This is a genomic window from Streptomyces sp. GESEQ-35 (assembly GCF_017948485.1).
Classification (GTDB): domain Bacteria; phylum Actinomycetota; class Actinomycetes; order Streptomycetales; family Streptomycetaceae; genus Streptomyces.
Genome location: NZ_JAFFSX010000028.1, coordinates 45,102 through 59,648, shown reverse-complemented (window position 1 = coordinate 59,648; position 14,547 = coordinate 45,102). Strand labels below are relative to the sequence as shown.

Here is a 14,547-nt window from a genome sequence, read left to right as displayed (position 1 = left end):
CCACCGCACCCGAGGAACCGAGCCCATGAGCCCCGCCGATGGCGACCGTGACCCCCAGCGCATCCTGATCGTCGACGACGAGCCGGCAGTGCGCGAAGCACTCCAGCGCAGCCTCGCCTTCGAGGGGTACGGCACGGAGGTCGCGGTCGACGGCGCCGACGCCCTGGAGAAGGCGACGCTCTACAAGCCCGACCTGCTCGTCCTCGACATCCAGATGCCCCGCATGGACGGCCTCACCGCCGCCCGCCGCATCCGCGGCGCCGGCGACACGACACCGATCCTCATGCTCACGGCTCGCGACACCGTTGGCGACCGGGTCACGGGCCTCGACGCCGGAGCCGACGACTACCTCGTCAAGCCCTTCGAACTCGACGAACTCTTCGCCCGCGTCCGCGCGCTGCTGCGGCGCAGCTCGTACGCGGCCGCGGCGGGCACGGCCCAGGACGACGAGGCGCTGACCTTCGCCGACCTGCGGATGGATCTGGCCACGCGTGAGGTGACGCGGGGTGGACGCCCGGTGGAGCTGACACGCACGGAATTCACGCTCCTGGAGATGTTCCTGGCGCATCCGCGTCAGGTGCTGACGAGGGAGCAGATCCTGAAGGCGGTCTGGGGCTTCGACTTCGAGCCGAGCTCCAACTCCCTCGACGTGTACGTCATGTACCTGCGCCGCAAGACCGAGGCGGGCGGCGAGCCGCGGCTCGTGCACACGGTGCGTGGGGTGGGGTATGTGTTGCGCCAGGGCGGCGCGGAGTGAGCAAGGTGCTACGCCGGTTCCGGTCGCTGCCGATCCGGGCACGGCTGGCGATGCTGGTCGCTGCCGCTGTGGCGTTCGGGGTGGCGGCGGTTTCGGTTACCTGTTGGTTCATTGTGCAGGGGAAGTTGTATGAGCAGGTCAACAACGACCTGAGCCAGATGGCGGATAGGCCCGGCGTACTCACCTCGATCGTGAACGACTGTTCCCAGACTCCGCAGCAGAACCCCGAGAAGAGCCGGTTCGGGACCAATTACGCCCAGCTGTTCAAGGAGGAGGGCGACCCCTGCGTCACCCAGTTCTCCACAGGCACCGTCAAGGTGACAGGCTCCGACAAGGAGTTGATCAACAGCGCGAAAACATTCGGTGAGGCGGCCTTCCGCAACGGCACCGACGAGGACGGCAACTCGGTCCGCGTGCTGACCGTGTACGTCGGCGACGACTCGTCCGACGGCGAGCCGGTCGGCGTGCTCTTCGCGACCCCCCTCCACGGCACCGAGTCCACGCTCAACGAACTCGCCCTGATCCTCCTCCTCGTCTCCGGCATCGGGGTGGTCGGCGCCGGTGCGGCGGGCCTCGCGGTCGCCCGCGCGGGCCTCCGCCCAGTCGACAAACTCACTGAGGCCGTCGAACACGTCGCCCGCACGGAAGACTTGACCGTCCGCATCCCCGTGGAAGACGACAGCGAGGACGAAGTCGCCCGCCTCTCCCGCTCCTTCAACTCCATGACCTCGTCCCTCGCCAGCTCCCGTGAGCTGCAGCAACAACTCATCGCCGACGCCGGCCACGAACTCCGCACCCCCCTCACCTCGCTCCGCACGAACATCGAACTCCTCACCCGAAGCGAGGAAACGGGCCGCCCCATCCCGGAGGCGGACCGCAAGGCACTGCTCGCCTCGGTGAAGGCGCAGATGACGGAACTGGCCGCCCTGATCGGCGACTTGCAGGAACTGTCGCGCTCCGAGGGCCAGCGAGGCGAACGCGTCCAGGTGATCTCCCTGGAGGACACGGTGGAGTCGGCCCTGCGCCGGGCGCGGTTGCGCGGACCGGAGCTGACGATCACGGCGCACCTCCAGCCCTGGTACGTCAGGGCGGAACCGGCGGCGTTGGAGCGCGCGGTCGTCAACATCCTCGACAACGCGGTGAAGTTCAGCCCCGAGGGCGGCACGGTCGAGGTCCAGCTCGCGTCCGGCACCCTCACGGTCCGCGACCACGGCCCCGGCATCCCCGCCGAGGAACTCCCCCACGTCTTCGACCGCTTCTGGCGCTCGCCGAGCGCGCGGGCGTTGCCGGGCTCAGGGCTGGGCCTGTCCATCGTTGCGCGTACGGTCCAACAGGCGGGCGGCGAGGTCACGCTGGCCCGCGCGGAGGGCGGCGGCACGGTGGCCACCGTCCGGTTGCCGGGAGCACCTACGCCTCCGCCAGAGGTGCCTTAGCCGGTTCGGACCCCTGCCAGAAGACCTGTTCCACGATGATCTGGGGGTTTTCGATGCGGGGTACGAAGGTGTACTTCAGCCAGCCGTTGCCGTCGTCGAAGAAGAAGGCACGGGCGCCTTTCGGCTCACTCGATCGGATAGGCACAACCTGTATTCCGTCGGGAAGGCAGACATCCATCTCGATGCCTCGGAAATACGGATCCTTCGCCGTGACCAGCTCGGCGCGCGCGGCGTAGACCATCTCCCGTGCATGTGCAGGCAGCGCTTCGAGGGCGGCGAGAGCATCGAGCCGCCAGTCCATCTGCCAAGGCGGCCCCATGAACCCATCGGTCACTCGCCAGGCTCCAGTTTTTGCACCCGGTGGCGAATCTTCGCCGCCTCTTCGAGGAGTGCTTTTGCTTCGGCGATTTCGGTGGACTCTGCTGCCCGGAGTTCGAGATCGTGCACATGTGCGTCCAGCTCGGGGTCCCGAGCCATGGCGTACTCGCCCCACCAGAAGGCCACGAACGCAGGCACAGGGCGCAGATCGTAGGTGTCGGCAATCGCGGCAATCGCCCTCTGCCAGTGCCTGTCGAAGTCAGGAAGGAGCTTGGGGGCGTGCTGGGCGATGGCCTTGCGCAGCGCCTTCGGGGTCCGCTCGGGCATGGGAGGGACGACGGGACCGGGTTCCGCAGCGTGGGCAGCCATGATCGATGTCCTCCTTCGATGCACCGTGTCTACGACCATAACCGCGCTCAGCGTCCCCGCACGGAGTGTCCACTCAGGCGGAGGTAGCCGGCCTTGGGCGCGGAGCTTCTCGGCGGCCAGTGCGTACAGGTTGGCCAGTACGTCCGGCCCTTGATCGAGTTCCTCGTCGGTCAGCGGGCAGCTCATCCGCTCGCGCAACGCCTCGCGAGTGGCGGCGATGCGTTCGGCGAGCTGATCGGCGGTGAGTTGAGTAGCCGCCGAGGCGTGGGTGGTCATGATCTCTGCCATGACGCCACGGTGGCCGGACCGAACGCATTCGCGTCCCGGTTTCCCGCCCGCTTCACCCGATCGTGTTCGCACCCGCCTCGCCCTTGATCCGCTCCACGAACGCCGACCAGGTCGACGCCGCGAAGACCAGCGGGCGGGCCGTCGGGGTCTTGCTGTCGCGGACGGGGACTATGCCGGGGTAGCCGTCGGCGACCTCGACACAGTTGTTGTCTCCCCCGTCGCTGTAGCTCGACTTGCGCCAAGTGATGGTGCGGAGGTCGGGGGTGTGCTTCATGATCTGTGCTCCTCCAGTACGTCCCTGATGAACGTGAGCGAGTCCGACGGCGACAGCGCCAGATCCCTGAGCCGATCGTAGGACAGTCGGTGCTTCAGGACTCCGTCCGGTTGCTCGGTCAGCTCGCCCCAGTCGTTGCCTTCCGAGTAGGCAACACCGCTTCCGTCCTTCTGCCACAGCAGAGTCAGAGACGCGCTCATGTGGTGGTGGACGCCAGCCGCGAAGGGCAGTACCTGAAGCGTCACATTCGGCCACATCGCGACTGCCTCGATGTGCAGCAGTTGGTCGTCCCAGGTCTTCGGCAGCGCCGCAGGGCGGCGGAGCGCGTACTCGTCCATGATGATGCGGACGTTGGGCTCCGGCTTCTGCCGCAGTAGGTACTGGCGCCCGATACGAGCCGCCACCTGTTCCTCGACCAGATCGTCCTCAGGTGTTGTCTGGAGCCCAGACAACACCTCCCGGGCGAAAGCTTCGGTCTGCAGAAGTCCCGGCACGCCCAGCGTGAACTTCCACATGATCCGCGCCATCGCCTCCAGCTCCATGAACCTCTTGTACTGGTCCTTGAACACGTCCAGCCGAGCAGCATGCCAATGCCGAACCAGCAGGTCGCCGGCCCCGTAGTACCCGTCCAGGTCCTCCATCACGGTCAGCTTGGACAGCCGCTCCCCCGACTCCAGCCGGCTCAGGTAGCTCTTGTCGTACCCGGTGTCGTCGGCCAGCTGCCCCAGCGACTTCCCTGCCTTCTCCCGCAGGAACTTCAGCGTCCGCCCCAGTACAGCCCGCCCCGATTCCCGCTCCGCGTCAACGACTTCGCCCATGTCACCCCTCCCCGTTGCCTGGCGCTCCAGACAACACCAAACCCCTTCCGCAGCGTACGTCGAACCTGTGACGATCGAGGCACGAACGGTAATCACCGCTCGTCAGCCCCCACTTGCCACGGCAAACCCCCGCGACCGATGCAGCTCGGCCCGGGGGCGTGGCCGACGCTTCGAAGGAGCGCCGACATGCGCGAACGTACCGCCCGATGCATCGAATCGCTACTGCTCGTACTCATCCGGGCACTGCTGCCCGCCCGTGGACGCCACCGAGCAGCACCATCTCAACTCCCGCCCATTGAGCGCCCGTTGGCCGCACCACCCGGCCGCCCACTCCACACTTGCCCCTTCGAGCCCGACACCCCCCTCGTACGCCCCTACCTCCTGACCCCGGACGAGCGCCACGAACGCAAGCTGCAACGCCAACGCCGCCGCGCGCTCTGGCTCGCCACCTACGGCATCGACGTCGGCCCGCGCCGTATCCATGGAGTGGAGGTCTCCGGATGAGCGTCGCCGAAGAGCTGCCGGCATCGGCCACCTACGAGCTCCGCCTCCTGCCCTGGACCACCCCCGAGGGCAAGCCCTGCTATCTCAGCACCGACAGCGACCACAGCACGCTCTCCCTGCTCGCCGACAACGTGGAGGCGGCTCAACTGGACTCCGGTGAACAGGTACTCGTCGGAGCCAGGGCAGTACTGGCCGATCCCAAGGCTGGGGAGCGGGCAGCACGCTTCGCGCTCACCAGGGCGACGGAATGTCTGGAGGACGTCCTGCGTATCGCGGTCAGCCGGGGCGAACGCATCACCGGGAGCGAACAGTGAACATCAGCGTCACCCCGCCAGCATGCTCAAGGCGGCAACCTTTACGTGCGGGGCGGCAACCGATCTTTCGGACCATCCCCCGCACGGAACGGATCGCCGCATGAGTGAACAGCACAGCAAGCCGCGTCACCGCAGAAGCCGCAAGGCCCTGGCTGTCGGCATCCCCCTCGCCCTCACCGCCGCCGGAACCATGGCCTACGGCACGGTGTTCGGCGACCAGCAGCAGGCCTCCGCCGCCTCAACCGCCGCCCCCACCTGGGCCACCGCCACCGCCGACGGCTTCGCCTCCGTCAACTCGCAGGGGCAGAACGGGACTTACGGCGGCCGGGACGGCAAGACCGTCACCGTGAGGACGCTGGCCGACCTGGAGAAGTACGCGACCGCCGCCGAGCCGTACGTCATCGTCGTCGCGGCCACCATCGACATGAACCCGGTCGGGAAAGAGATCAAGGTCCAGTCCGACAAGACCATCGTCGGGGCCGGCACCTCCGGGCACATCGTCGGCGGTGGGTTCTTCCTCGGCTCCGGGGTTCATAACGTGATCATCCGGAACCTCACCATCCGGGACGCCTACCAAGGCATCTGGAATGACAAGGAACACGACTTCGACGCCATCCAGATGGACGGGGCCCATCACGTCTGGATCGATCACAACGACCTGCGGCACATGGCCGACGGGCTCATCGACGTCCGCAAGGACACCACCAACGTCACGGTGTCGTGGAACAAGCTCAGCCAGGACAACAAGGCCTTCGGCATCGGGTGGACCGAGAACGTCGTCACCGACATCACCATCCACCACAACTGGATCAGCGAGACCGAGCAGCGCAACCCGTCCACGGACAACGCCGCGCACGCGCACCTCTACAACAACTTCCTGGAGGACGTCGCGGGGACCGACATCAAGTCCTCGTACGGCAACTACTCGCGCGGCGGGACGGCCATGGTCCTGGAGAACTCCTACTTCCAGGGCATCAACAACCCCGTCATCAAGGACAGCACCGCCTCGATCGTGCAGAGGGGCAACGTCTTCTCCGGGACCAGTGGGAGGAACGAGAGCGGGGGGACTGCTTTTGATCCGAAGAGCTACTACGGCTACACGCTCGACCAGGCCGCCGACGTACCGAATCTCCTCAAGTCCGGTGCGGGGCCCAGGAGTTCCATCGGCACATCGACCGCATCGACGACCGCTGCCGCGGCGACCACCCTCACCGTCGCCGCCGACGGGTCCGGCCAGTACAGGACCGTCCAGGCCGCCGTCGACGCCGTCCCCGCCAACAACCCCGCCCGGGTCCTGATCTCCGTGAAGCCGGGAACGTACCGCGAGGTCGTCAAGGTCCCGGCCGACAAGCCGCACGTCACCATCCAGGGCAGCGGCAGCAGCCGTAAGGACACGGTGATCGTCTACAACAACGCCGCCGGAACCACCAAACCCGGTGGCGGGACCTACGGCACCCCCGGCAGCGCCACCCTCTCCGTCCAGTCGGACGACTCCCAGGTCCGCAATCTCACCGTCACCAACGACTTCGACGAGGCCAGTCATCAGGACATCGCCAACCAGGCGGTGGCGCTGCTGACGCAGGCCGACAAGATCGTCCTGGACAGTCTCATCGTCAACGGCGACCAGGACACCCTGGAGCTGGAGACCGCCGCCAAGGACAAGCTCGGCCGGGTCTATGTGAGCAACTCCTACATCACCGGCAACGTCGACTTCATCTTCGGCCGGGCGACGGCCGTCGTCGACAGGTCCGTCATCACGCTGAAGAAGCGCTGGAACGGCACCTCCGCCGGCTACGTCACCGCCCCGAGCACCCCCGCGAACCGCAAGGGCATCCTCATCGACCGCTCGACGGTCAACGGCGACGTCTCCTCGGCCTCCTTCTTCCTGGGCCGCAACTGGCACCCGAGCGGTGACGCCACCGTCGATCCGCAGACGACCGTACGGAACTCCACGCTGAGCGCCGCGATCAAGTCGACCCCCTGGTCCGACATGGGCGGCTTCTCCTGGAAGGACGACCGGTTCGCCGAGTACCAGAACACCGGCGCGGGCGCGGGTCCCGCGAGCGGCGACCGGCCGCAGCTTTCCGACGCGCAGGCCACCGGCCAGGAGGTCGCGGACTGGCTGGGCGACTGGACGCCCACGGCGTCCTGACACCTCGCTCCAAGGTCAGGCACAGCGCCTCGTCACACTTTTGAGGCATGGCTCGGACTCGAAAGATTCTGCTGGCCGACGACGACACGGCCTTGCGCGAGGACGTCGGACGGCTGCTGCGGTTCGAGGGCTACGAGACCGTTCTCGCCGAGGACGGCCGCGTGGCCCTCGATCTCGTCGCCGAGCCGGACGGCGAACCGGATCTGGTGCTGATGGACGTCACCATGCCGGGCCTCGACGGGCTGGCCGCGACCCGGCGGATCCGGGCCTCCGGGTCCACCGTGCCGATCCTGATGATCACCGGCCGGGACGCGGTCGGCGACCGGATCGTCGCCCTCGACAACGGCGCCGACGGCTATCTGATGAAGCCCTTCGCCGCCGAGGAACTCCTCGCCCGGGTCCGGGCCCTGCTGCGCCGGAGCGGCACCTGGCACGCCCCCGAACCTCCCGACCGGCTCTCCTTCGACGACGTCGTCCTCGACCCCCGCTCCCACACCGTCACCCGCGGCGGCCGCCCGCTCGATCTCACCCCCACCGAGTACTCCCTCCTGGAGTACCTGTTGCGGCATCCCGCCAAGGTGCTCAGCCGGGCGCAGATCCACAAGGACGTCTGGGGCTTCGACTTCGAGCCCGCGTCCAACACGCTGGACGTATACGTGATGTACCTGCGCCGGAAGCTGGAGGGCTACGGGCAGCCGCGGCTGATCCAGACGGTGCGCGGGCTGGGGTACGCGCTGCGCGCCGCGTGAGACAGCACAAGTCACCCCTGCCGGAGTCTCGGTCGAGCCGGTTCAGCCCATCGCGGCCCGTACCGCGGCGAGTATGGCCGTCTCGTCGGCACCGGTCGCGCGGGCGGCGGCGACGTATCCGTGAGCGAGCCGGGTGAGCCGAAGGGTGTCGGCGTGAGCGGCCGACGGCACGGCGGCGACCCGGGTGCCTGCTCCGCGTTTGGAGCGGATGAGGGCCGCGGCCTCCAGTTCCTTGTAGGCCCGGGCCACGGTACCGACGGCCAGGCCGAGGTCGGCGGCGAGTTGGCGGACGGTGGGGAGACGTTCGCCCTCCGGGAGGCGGCCGCTGCCGATGAGCGCGGCGAGTTGGGCCCGGATCTGCTCGTACGGAGGGACGGGGCTGGTCGTGTCCACACGTACGGTCGGGCCGGTCATGGTTGCCTCCGGGGGGCGGAGAGCGGGACGGCAAGGACGTACAGGCACCACACCGCCGTGCAGCCGGCAGCCGCCGCGACCGGCAGCAGGATCCAGCCGACGGTGTGTGACGCGGGTCCGAGGCAGGAAAGCGAGCGCAACGCACCCGAGGCGAAGAACGCGGTGCCGGCGAGCGGAGCGGAAACCAGCAGTCCCCATGCGGCCGTCACCGCGAGTACCCGGTCCCGGCGCTGTTCCTCGTCGGCGGCGCGCAGCGCCGGGTCGCCGTCGGGGACCGGTCGCCGCGTGCTGCGGTACAGGACGTAGCCGCAGGCGGCGGTGGAGAACGCGAGGGCGCCGAGGATCGGGACGCCGTAGAAGAGGCCGGGCCAGGGGCCGTGCGACTCGGTCAGTCCGTCGCAGGCGGCGCCGAGTGTGCGGCCTGCCCGACCCATGTCGTCCGCGGACGCGGTGAACGCGGCGGCCGCGAGCAGGGCGATGAGCGCGGCAGCCTGCGTGGCCAGAAGTGCGGCGAAGCGGGTCGGGAGGAAGTCGCGGATGCGGCGCGGAGTGAGGCCCGCCCGGCGTACCGGCCCCTCAGGCTTGGGACTCAGGGCGTCTGCCGCCAGGATGCCGGCCACGGCGCAGATACCGAAGACCGGGGTGGCGAGGAGGATTCCGGACCCCAGACGGTCACTCCCGGCGATTCCCCAGGCCAGCGCGGCGCCGAGCGCAAGGCCGCCCCACCGGGCGAACCGTTCGGCGCGGGGCCGTCGGTGCCGGTCGGGCAAGGCAGTGTCGAGCATGGCGGTCCCCCGTCGTGGAGCTTGCATCAAAGATCAAGTACAAGATCGCGGACACCGGATCTTGTGTCAAGTCAGTGATACAAGCTGCTCGAACGGTGAATGCTCAGATCCGGAGCATCAGCGTGTCGTCCCCTCCGTGTACGGTCAGCGCCCCCGGCATCGGCCCCGCCAACCGCGCATACGCGCCGCCCCGCGCCACCAGCTCCGCATGCGTGCCCGTCTCGACCAGGCGGCCCTCGTCCACGACAAGGATGCGGTCGGCGTCCGGCGCCAGGCTCAGATCGTGCGTGATCATGATCGTCGTACGGCCGCTCATCAGCCGGCGCAGCGGCTGGACGATACGGCGGGCCGCCACCGAGTCGAGTCCGGCCGTCGGTTCGTCCAGGACCAGGACGGGCGCGGCGCGCAGCATCGCGCGGGCGATGGCGATCCGCTGGAGCTGTCCGCCGGAGAGGGTGGCGGTGCCGGGGGCGATGACGGTGTCGTAGCCGTGGGGGAGCTTGACTATGAACTCGTGCGCGGCTGCGGACCGCGCGGCCTCCTCGATCTCCTCGCGCGTCGCGCCCGGACGGCCGCACTCGATGTTCTCGAGGATCGTGCCGTGCAGGATCAGCGTCTCCTGCGGGAGCAGGGCGACGTTCTCGCGCAGGAAGTCCAGAGGTACGTCCGTCAGGGGCACGCCGTCGAGACAGATCACCCCCGACGACGGGTCGTAGAAGCGGACCAGGAGCTTGGAGAGCGTGGACTTTCCGGCGCCGCTCGGGCCGGTGACGAGGATCAGTTCGCCGGGTGCGGCGGTGAGGGTGACGTCGTGGAGGCTGTCCTCCTCCGCGCCGGGGTAGCGGAAGGACGCGCCGTGGACGCTCACCCAGCCGCGGACCGGCCATTCCCGCACCGGTTCGGCGGGGTCGGCGACCGCCGGTTCGGAGTCGAGGATCTCGCCCAGGCGCTCGGCGCCCGCCGTGGCGGCGGTGAGGGTGAGGCCGAGCTGGCCCAGGTTGCGGATCGGCGGGTAGAGGTAGCCGAGGAAGGCGGCGAAGGCGAGCAACTGGCCCAGGGACATACGGGCCTGCGCGATCTCCCAGACGCCGAGGCCGATCACCGCGAGCACGCAGAGCGTCTCGACGACCTCGACGAACTGCTCGTACATCTCGCTCGCCCGCGCTCCGCGCACGGACGCCCGCATCCACGCGCGCGCCTCACGGTCGAGCCGCTTCTCCTCCGCCGCACGGCGGTTGTACGCCTGTGTCAGGACCACGTTGCCGAGCGACTCCTCGACGACCGAGGTGATCGCTCCGTCGGCGGCCCGTTCCTCCCGGGAGGACTCCTTGATACGGCCGGCGAAGCGGCGGGCGGCGAGGAGGAAGAGGGGGGCGAGGACGAAGGTGACCAGGGCCAGGTCCCAGCGCAGCCAGAGTGCGGCGGCCGCGTAGAAGACGGCGGAGAAGGCGGCGGAGACGGTGCCGACGACGCCCGACACCACCATCTGCTCGATCGCCTCGACGTCACCGGTGAGCCGTTCGACCAGGTCGCCCTGGCGGTGCCGCTGGAAGAAGTGCGGGGGCAGGTCCTGAACGTGCCGGAAGGCCTGCGCGCGCAGCCGCAGCACAAATCTCTCGGCGGTCCACACGGCGAGGGAGTTGCCGAGGTAGCCGACGATCGCGCCGGCGACGGAAGCGGCCAGCCACCAGCCGGCCGGGCTCCAGAACGCGGAGAGCGAACCCGCCTTCAGGGCATGGTCGGTGAGTTCCGCGAAGAGCAGGATCGACGCGGTTTCGGCGAGCGCGGCGACGATCACACAGGCGATGACGACCACGAGCCATCTGCGATCGCCGCGCGTCAACGGCCAGAAACGCGCGAATGCCGATCGGACGTCACGCATGGTCAACCTCCCGGAATATACGGCCCGACATGCCCGAGGCGGGGTCCGGATATTCCGGACCCCGCCTCGTGACGCTGCTTACTTGTTGCCGACCGGGCGGCGCTTCGCGGGCTTCTTCGGAGCCTTCTTCTTCGGAGCCGGCGCGGGCTTGTTGTTCTTCTTCACCGGGGCGACCTTGTGGAAGCTCATAGCTTTCTCCTTCTTCCCTGCGGGTGGATTCCCTTTGCCGTCTGCGCTGTTCGCTTTCGACATGGAAAACACTACGGGAGCCCGGAGGCGAAAATCGCCAATTCCGCTTAGACCTCGATTAATTGGGCCTGAGATTGATTTTCAGGCAGTCCCGGGAACCGAAGCACCATTCACCCAGACTTTATTACGGGCCTCACCTGGAATTTACCTATCCAATTGACAGCCCCGCCCCGTCCAGCCGCACCCTGATCCCGTCCTCCTCCACCCGGACATCCCTGAGCCGCAGCTCCCCGTTCGGCGGCTCGGGCAGCCGGAACCCCAGCGACAGCCGGTCGGCGAGGACCGGGCGGGTCAGCCGGGGCAGGGCGTCCAGGAGTGTGGGGTCGAAGCCCAGGGTCTTCAGAAGCTGGGGGTGGGCGAGGGCCAGGTCGATGAGGTTGAGGTTCATGGCCTGGCGGGCGAAGCGCGCGGAGCCGGTCAGGTCGGCGAGCTTTGTGTCGTCGCGCAGGGCCTCGCGTACGGCGGAGTCGGGAACGCCCAGGCGGCGCACGAGAGACGGCACCGACAGCAGCGCCTTCGCCTTGCGCGTCTCGCGGGCGATCCGGGCCGCCGCGTCGGAGGTCAGATGCAGGCCCTCCGACGCGCGGGCACCCGGGCGGTACGTCGCCAAGTCCCCGATGTCCAGGCGCATTCCGCCGATGTGCGTGGTGATGCCGCGGTCGCCGTCGCGCAGGATGCGGGCCTCGGCGCGCAGCCGCAGATCGTGTCCGGCGACCGGCAGCATGCCGCGCGCCCGGATCCGGTCGTGCCCCTCGCCGGTGAACGTCACCTGGGACGCGCCCAGTTCGCGGTTCAGGTCGGCGAACGACAACAGCACGTCGCCGTCCAGCTCGGGGACGCTCGCGCCGCGCACGGACGTCGGACTGTCGGCGTCCAGTCGTACGTTCTTCGCCGTCGCCGACACCTGCGCCAGCGAGACCCGGTCGGCGGCCACGTCGGGCACGGTCACCTTCACCGAGTCCAGCCGCTCGTCGGCGAGTTGGGTGACGAAGGGGAAGCCGCCGATCTCCACTTCGGGCGCCGCCGCGAGGTCGAGCCGGTCCTTGAGGGTGTCCGCCGCCTCGCGCTCGGCGTACAGCAGCGCCCAGCGGTCGGTGAGGGCCAGACAGGCGGCAAGGACGACGAGCCCCACCACCGCCTTCATCCCGAGCGACAGACCCGCGAAGCGGCCCCGCCGACGGCGACGGCCGTTACGGCGGTGGTTGGGCGGGGCCCACTCCTCGTCGTCCTCGCCGACGGTGTCCCTCCGGAGGAAGTCCTCCAGAGGGCCTTCGTCGAGAGCGCCGAGCTCGTCGTACGGGTTTGAACGATAATGCGTCGCTATGTGGTGGGGGGTACGCATCGATCCATCCGAACATACGTACCGACCCCACCCGCAACCTCTACCCGAGGTATGCGATCTAGCTCACGATCGTGATCCGGTCCGCCTTCGGCGGAGCGATCGGGTTCGCGGCCGAGGAATTGGCCGTGAGGTACTGGCCGAGAGCGGCCAGGTCGTCGGTCCCGACCAGGTCGTTCGTGCCCTGACCCAGCGTTGGGAAGCCGTCGCCGCCGCCCGCGAGGAAGCTGTTCGTCGCGACGCGGTAGGTGGCCGCCGGATCGATGGCCGTGCCGCCCAGCTTGATCGAGTCGGTGACGACCCGGTCCGCGCCGGTCTTGGTCATGTCCAGGGTGTACGTCAGACCCGACGAGATCTGGAGGACCTTCGGGGAGGCCGCGTTGGTCCCGCTGACCTGCTCCTTGAGCACCTGGATCAGCTGGGTGCCGGTGAAGTCCTGGAGGTTCACCGTGTTGGCGAACGGCTGCACCGTGAAGCCCTCGGCGTACGTCACCACACCGTCGCCCTCACTGCCCTTGGCCGCGTAGGTCAGCCCGGCCCGGATGCCGCCCGGGTTCATCAGCGCGAGGTCGGTCTCCGGGTCCAGCTCCTTGCCGTACGCGAGCTGCGCGTCGGCGATGAGGTCGCCGAGCGGGGACTCGGTGCCGCTGTTGCCGATGTCGGCGGAGATATGGCCGATCGCACGGTTGCCGATGGGCGCCGCGAGGGTGTTCCACTTGCTGATCAGCTCGGTCATGTCGGTCGCCTTGGGGACGTCCCGGGTGACCACGTGGTTCGCGGACTTGACGGCCGTACGGGCGATGTCACCCGTCCACCGGTCGTACGTCAGCGTGGTGTCGGTGTAGAGCCGGCCGAAGGACGCGGCCGAGGTGACCATGCGCGGCTTGCCCGAAGGGTCGTTGATCGTGCACGCGTACGCCGCGTGGGTGTGGCCGGTGACCAGCGCGTCCACCGACGGCGTGATGTTCTTGGCGATGTCCACGATCGGGCCGGAGATGCCGTCACCGGCGCCGGGGCTGTCGCAGTCGTAGTTGTACGCCTGCGAGGCGGGCGCCCCGCCCTCGTGGATCAGCGCGACGATCGACTTCACGCCCTGCTTCTGGAGCACCTTGGCGTACTTGTTGATCGTCTCGACCTCGTCCTTGAACTTGAGGCCCTTGACGCCCTCGGCGGAGACGACGCCCGGAGTGTCCTCCAGCGTGACGCCGACGAAGCCGACTTTGACGCCGTTCTTCTTCCACACCGAGTACGGCTTGAGGATCGGCTTGCCGGTCTTCTCGTCCAGGACGTTCGCCGCGAGGTACGGGAAGTCGGCGCCCTCGAACTTCTCGTCCGTGTAGCAGCCGTCGGTGGCGTGGCAGCCGCCGTTCTGGAGGCGGGCCAGTTCCTTGGCGCCCTCGTCGAACTCGTGGTTGCCGACGCTCGTCACATCGAGGTCGAGCTTGTTCAGCGCCTCGATGGTGGGCTCGTCGTGGAACAGGCCCGAGATCAGGGGGGAGGCGCCGACCATGTCGCCGCCGGCCGCGGTGATCGAGTACTTGTTGCCCGCGCGGGCGTCGCGCAGGTGGGTCGCGAGGTACTCGACACCGCCCGCGTCGATCGTCTTCGTCGTGCCGTCCTCCTGCACCTCGGTGACGCGGCCCGAGGAACCGGCCGGCGGCTCCAGGTTGCCGTGCAGGTCGTTGAAGGACAGCAGCTGGACGTCCTGGTAGCGGCCGGGCAGACCGTGGCCCGCCCCCTTGCTGTCCTGCGCCGCCCCGGCCGGAAGCGCCGCGAGCAGCGCGCCGGCGGTGGCCAGTCCCGCTGCTGATGCGAGAAGTACGTGCGTACGGCGTCTGCGGTGATGCGGCTGGGATATGGCTGGCATGCGTTCCCCTGTGGGTCTGCTGTTGTCTGTGGGTT

Annotated in this window: 15 protein-coding genes; 6 read left to right on the top strand and 9 right to left on the bottom strand. The window is 68.7% G+C overall.

From position 1 onward, the window contains the following. The first annotated feature begins 25 nt into the window (after nt 1-25). The gene (locus KCH87_RS38540; RefSeq protein WP_210592531.1) at nt 26-757 is read left to right on the top strand and encodes a response regulator transcription factor; all 732 of its coding nucleotides are present in this window, start codon (nt 26-28) and stop codon (nt 755-757) included. Next, nucleotides 754-2,190 (top strand): cell wall metabolism sensor histidine kinase WalK, encoded by a 1,437-nt coding sequence (locus tag KCH87_RS38535; protein WP_210592530.1) that lies wholly within the window; start codon nt 754-756, stop codon nt 2,188-2,190. Before KCH87_RS38540 ends, KCH87_RS38535 begins: the two co-directional genes overlap by 4 nt. On the opposite strand, the gene KCH87_RS38530 is transcribed toward KCH87_RS38535, so the two are convergent. From KCH87_RS38530 to KCH87_RS38515, 4 genes are all read right to left on the bottom strand, one after another. Then, a complete protein-coding gene (locus tag KCH87_RS38530) occupies nt 2,165-2,524 on the bottom strand; it encodes a hypothetical protein (protein ID WP_210592529.1) in 360 nt (119 codons plus the stop codon). The genes KCH87_RS38535 and KCH87_RS38530 overlap by 26 nt on opposite strands. Next, nucleotides 2,521-2,877: a DUF6247 family protein gene (locus tag KCH87_RS38525; protein ID WP_210592639.1), complete on the bottom strand. Its 357-nt coding sequence runs from the start codon at nt 2,875-2,877 to the stop codon at nt 2,521-2,523. Before KCH87_RS38525 ends, KCH87_RS38530 begins: the two co-directional genes overlap by 4 nt. 340 nt (nt 2,878-3,217) lie before the next feature. After that, nucleotides 3,218-3,439, bottom strand: a complete 222-nt coding sequence (locus tag KCH87_RS38520) for a DUF397 domain-containing protein (RefSeq protein WP_210592528.1) — start codon at nt 3,437-3,439, stop codon at nt 3,218-3,220. Further along, a complete protein-coding gene (locus KCH87_RS38515; RefSeq protein ID WP_210592527.1) occupies nt 3,436-4,257 on the bottom strand; it encodes a helix-turn-helix transcriptional regulator in 822 nt (273 codons plus the stop codon). Before KCH87_RS38515 ends, KCH87_RS38520 begins: the two co-directional genes overlap by 4 nt. 186 nt (nt 4,258-4,443) lie before the next feature. Between KCH87_RS38515 and KCH87_RS38510 the strand changes: the two genes are divergently transcribed. From KCH87_RS38510 to KCH87_RS38495, 4 genes are all read left to right on the top strand, one after another. Next, nucleotides 4,444-4,761, top strand: coding sequence for a hypothetical protein (locus KCH87_RS38510; protein WP_210592526.1), 318 nt, complete (start codon nt 4,444-4,446; stop codon nt 4,759-4,761). After that, complete coding sequence (locus KCH87_RS38505; RefSeq protein WP_210592525.1) at nt 4,758-5,075, top strand: hypothetical protein; 318 nt, start codon at nt 4,758-4,760, stop codon at nt 5,073-5,075. Before KCH87_RS38510 ends, KCH87_RS38505 begins: the two co-directional genes overlap by 4 nt. 100 nt (nt 5,076-5,175) lie before the next feature. After that, nucleotides 5,176-7,227, top strand: a complete 2,052-nt coding sequence (locus KCH87_RS38500; RefSeq protein ID WP_210592524.1) for a pectinesterase family protein — start codon at nt 5,176-5,178, stop codon at nt 7,225-7,227. 47 nt (nt 7,228-7,274) lie between these two features. After that, nucleotides 7,275-7,976 carry a response regulator transcription factor gene (locus KCH87_RS38495; RefSeq protein ID WP_210592523.1) on the top strand — a complete coding sequence of 234 codons (702 nt, stop codon included), beginning with the start codon at nt 7,275-7,277 and terminating at the stop codon, nt 7,974-7,976. A gap of 42 nt (nt 7,977-8,018) precedes the next feature. Here KCH87_RS38495 and KCH87_RS38490 read toward each other — a convergent pair whose 3' ends face one another. The 5 genes from KCH87_RS38490 to KCH87_RS38470 all read right to left on the bottom strand — a co-directional run bounded on the left by KCH87_RS38490 (nt 8,019) and on the right by KCH87_RS38470 (nt 14,512). Continuing rightward, nucleotides 8,019-8,390, bottom strand: coding sequence for a GntR family transcriptional regulator (locus KCH87_RS38490; RefSeq protein WP_210592522.1), 372 nt, complete (start codon nt 8,388-8,390; stop codon nt 8,019-8,021). Further along, nucleotides 8,387-9,175 (bottom strand): hypothetical protein, encoded by a 789-nt coding sequence (locus KCH87_RS38485; RefSeq protein WP_210592521.1) that lies wholly within the window; start codon nt 9,173-9,175, stop codon nt 8,387-8,389. The genes KCH87_RS38490 and KCH87_RS38485 overlap by 4 nt, the downstream gene beginning before the upstream one ends. Before the next feature lie 103 nt (nt 9,176-9,278). Continuing rightward, the gene (locus KCH87_RS38480) at nt 9,279-11,057 is read right to left on the bottom strand and encodes an ABC transporter ATP-binding protein (RefSeq protein WP_210592520.1); all 1,779 of its coding nucleotides are present in this window, start codon (nt 11,055-11,057) and stop codon (nt 9,279-9,281) included. A 397-nt stretch (nt 11,058-11,454) separates the two neighbouring features. Next, complete coding sequence (locus KCH87_RS38475; protein ID WP_210592519.1) at nt 11,455-12,648, bottom strand: DUF2993 domain-containing protein; 1,194 nt, start codon at nt 12,646-12,648, stop codon at nt 11,455-11,457. Between the two features lie 58 nt (nt 12,649-12,706). Beyond that, complete coding sequence (locus tag KCH87_RS38470) at nt 12,707-14,512, bottom strand: bifunctional UDP-sugar hydrolase/5'-nucleotidase (RefSeq protein WP_210592518.1); 1,806 nt, start codon at nt 14,510-14,512, stop codon at nt 12,707-12,709. Nucleotides 14,513-14,547 lie beyond the last annotated feature (35 nt).

What these genes read in the sequence shown, in the direction of transcription:
- KCH87_RS38475 (WP_210592519.1), bottom strand. Translation starts at nt 12,648, where the DNA reads ATGCGTACCCCCCACCACATAGCGACGCATTATCGTTCAAACCCGTAC.
- KCH87_RS38495 (WP_210592523.1), top strand. Translation starts at nt 7,275, where the DNA reads ATGGCTCGGACTCGAAAGATTCTGCTGGCCGACGACGACACGGCCTTG.
- KCH87_RS38500 (WP_210592524.1), top strand. Translation starts at nt 5,176, where the DNA reads ATGAGTGAACAGCACAGCAAGCCGCGTCACCGCAGAAGCCGCAAGGCC.
- KCH87_RS38485 (WP_210592521.1), bottom strand. Translation starts at nt 9,175, where the DNA reads ATGCTCGACACTGCCTTGCCCGACCGGCACCGACGGCCCCGCGCCGAA.
- KCH87_RS38470 (WP_210592518.1), bottom strand. Translation starts at nt 14,512, where the DNA reads ATGCCAGCCATATCCCAGCCGCATCACCGCAGACGCCGTACGCACGTA.
- KCH87_RS38510 (WP_210592526.1), top strand. Translation starts at nt 4,444, where the DNA reads ATGCGCGAACGTACCGCCCGATGCATCGAATCGCTACTGCTCGTACTC.
- KCH87_RS38490 (WP_210592522.1), bottom strand. Translation starts at nt 8,390, where the DNA reads ATGACCGGCCCGACCGTACGTGTGGACACGACCAGCCCCGTCCCTCCG.
- KCH87_RS38505 (WP_210592525.1), top strand. Translation starts at nt 4,758, where the DNA reads ATGAGCGTCGCCGAAGAGCTGCCGGCATCGGCCACCTACGAGCTCCGC.
- KCH87_RS38525 (WP_210592639.1), bottom strand. Translation starts at nt 2,877, where the DNA reads ATGGCTGCCCACGCTGCGGAACCCGGTCCCGTCGTCCCTCCCATGCCC.
- KCH87_RS38540 (WP_210592531.1), top strand. Translation starts at nt 26, where the DNA reads ATGAGCCCCGCCGATGGCGACCGTGACCCCCAGCGCATCCTGATCGTC.
- KCH87_RS38520 (WP_210592528.1), bottom strand. Translation starts at nt 3,439, where the DNA reads ATGAAGCACACCCCCGACCTCCGCACCATCACTTGGCGCAAGTCGAGC.
- KCH87_RS38515 (WP_210592527.1), bottom strand. Translation starts at nt 4,257, where the DNA reads ATGGGCGAAGTCGTTGACGCGGAGCGGGAATCGGGGCGGGCTGTACTG.
- KCH87_RS38480 (WP_210592520.1), bottom strand. Translation starts at nt 11,057, where the DNA reads ATGCGTGACGTCCGATCGGCATTCGCGCGTTTCTGGCCGTTGACGCGC.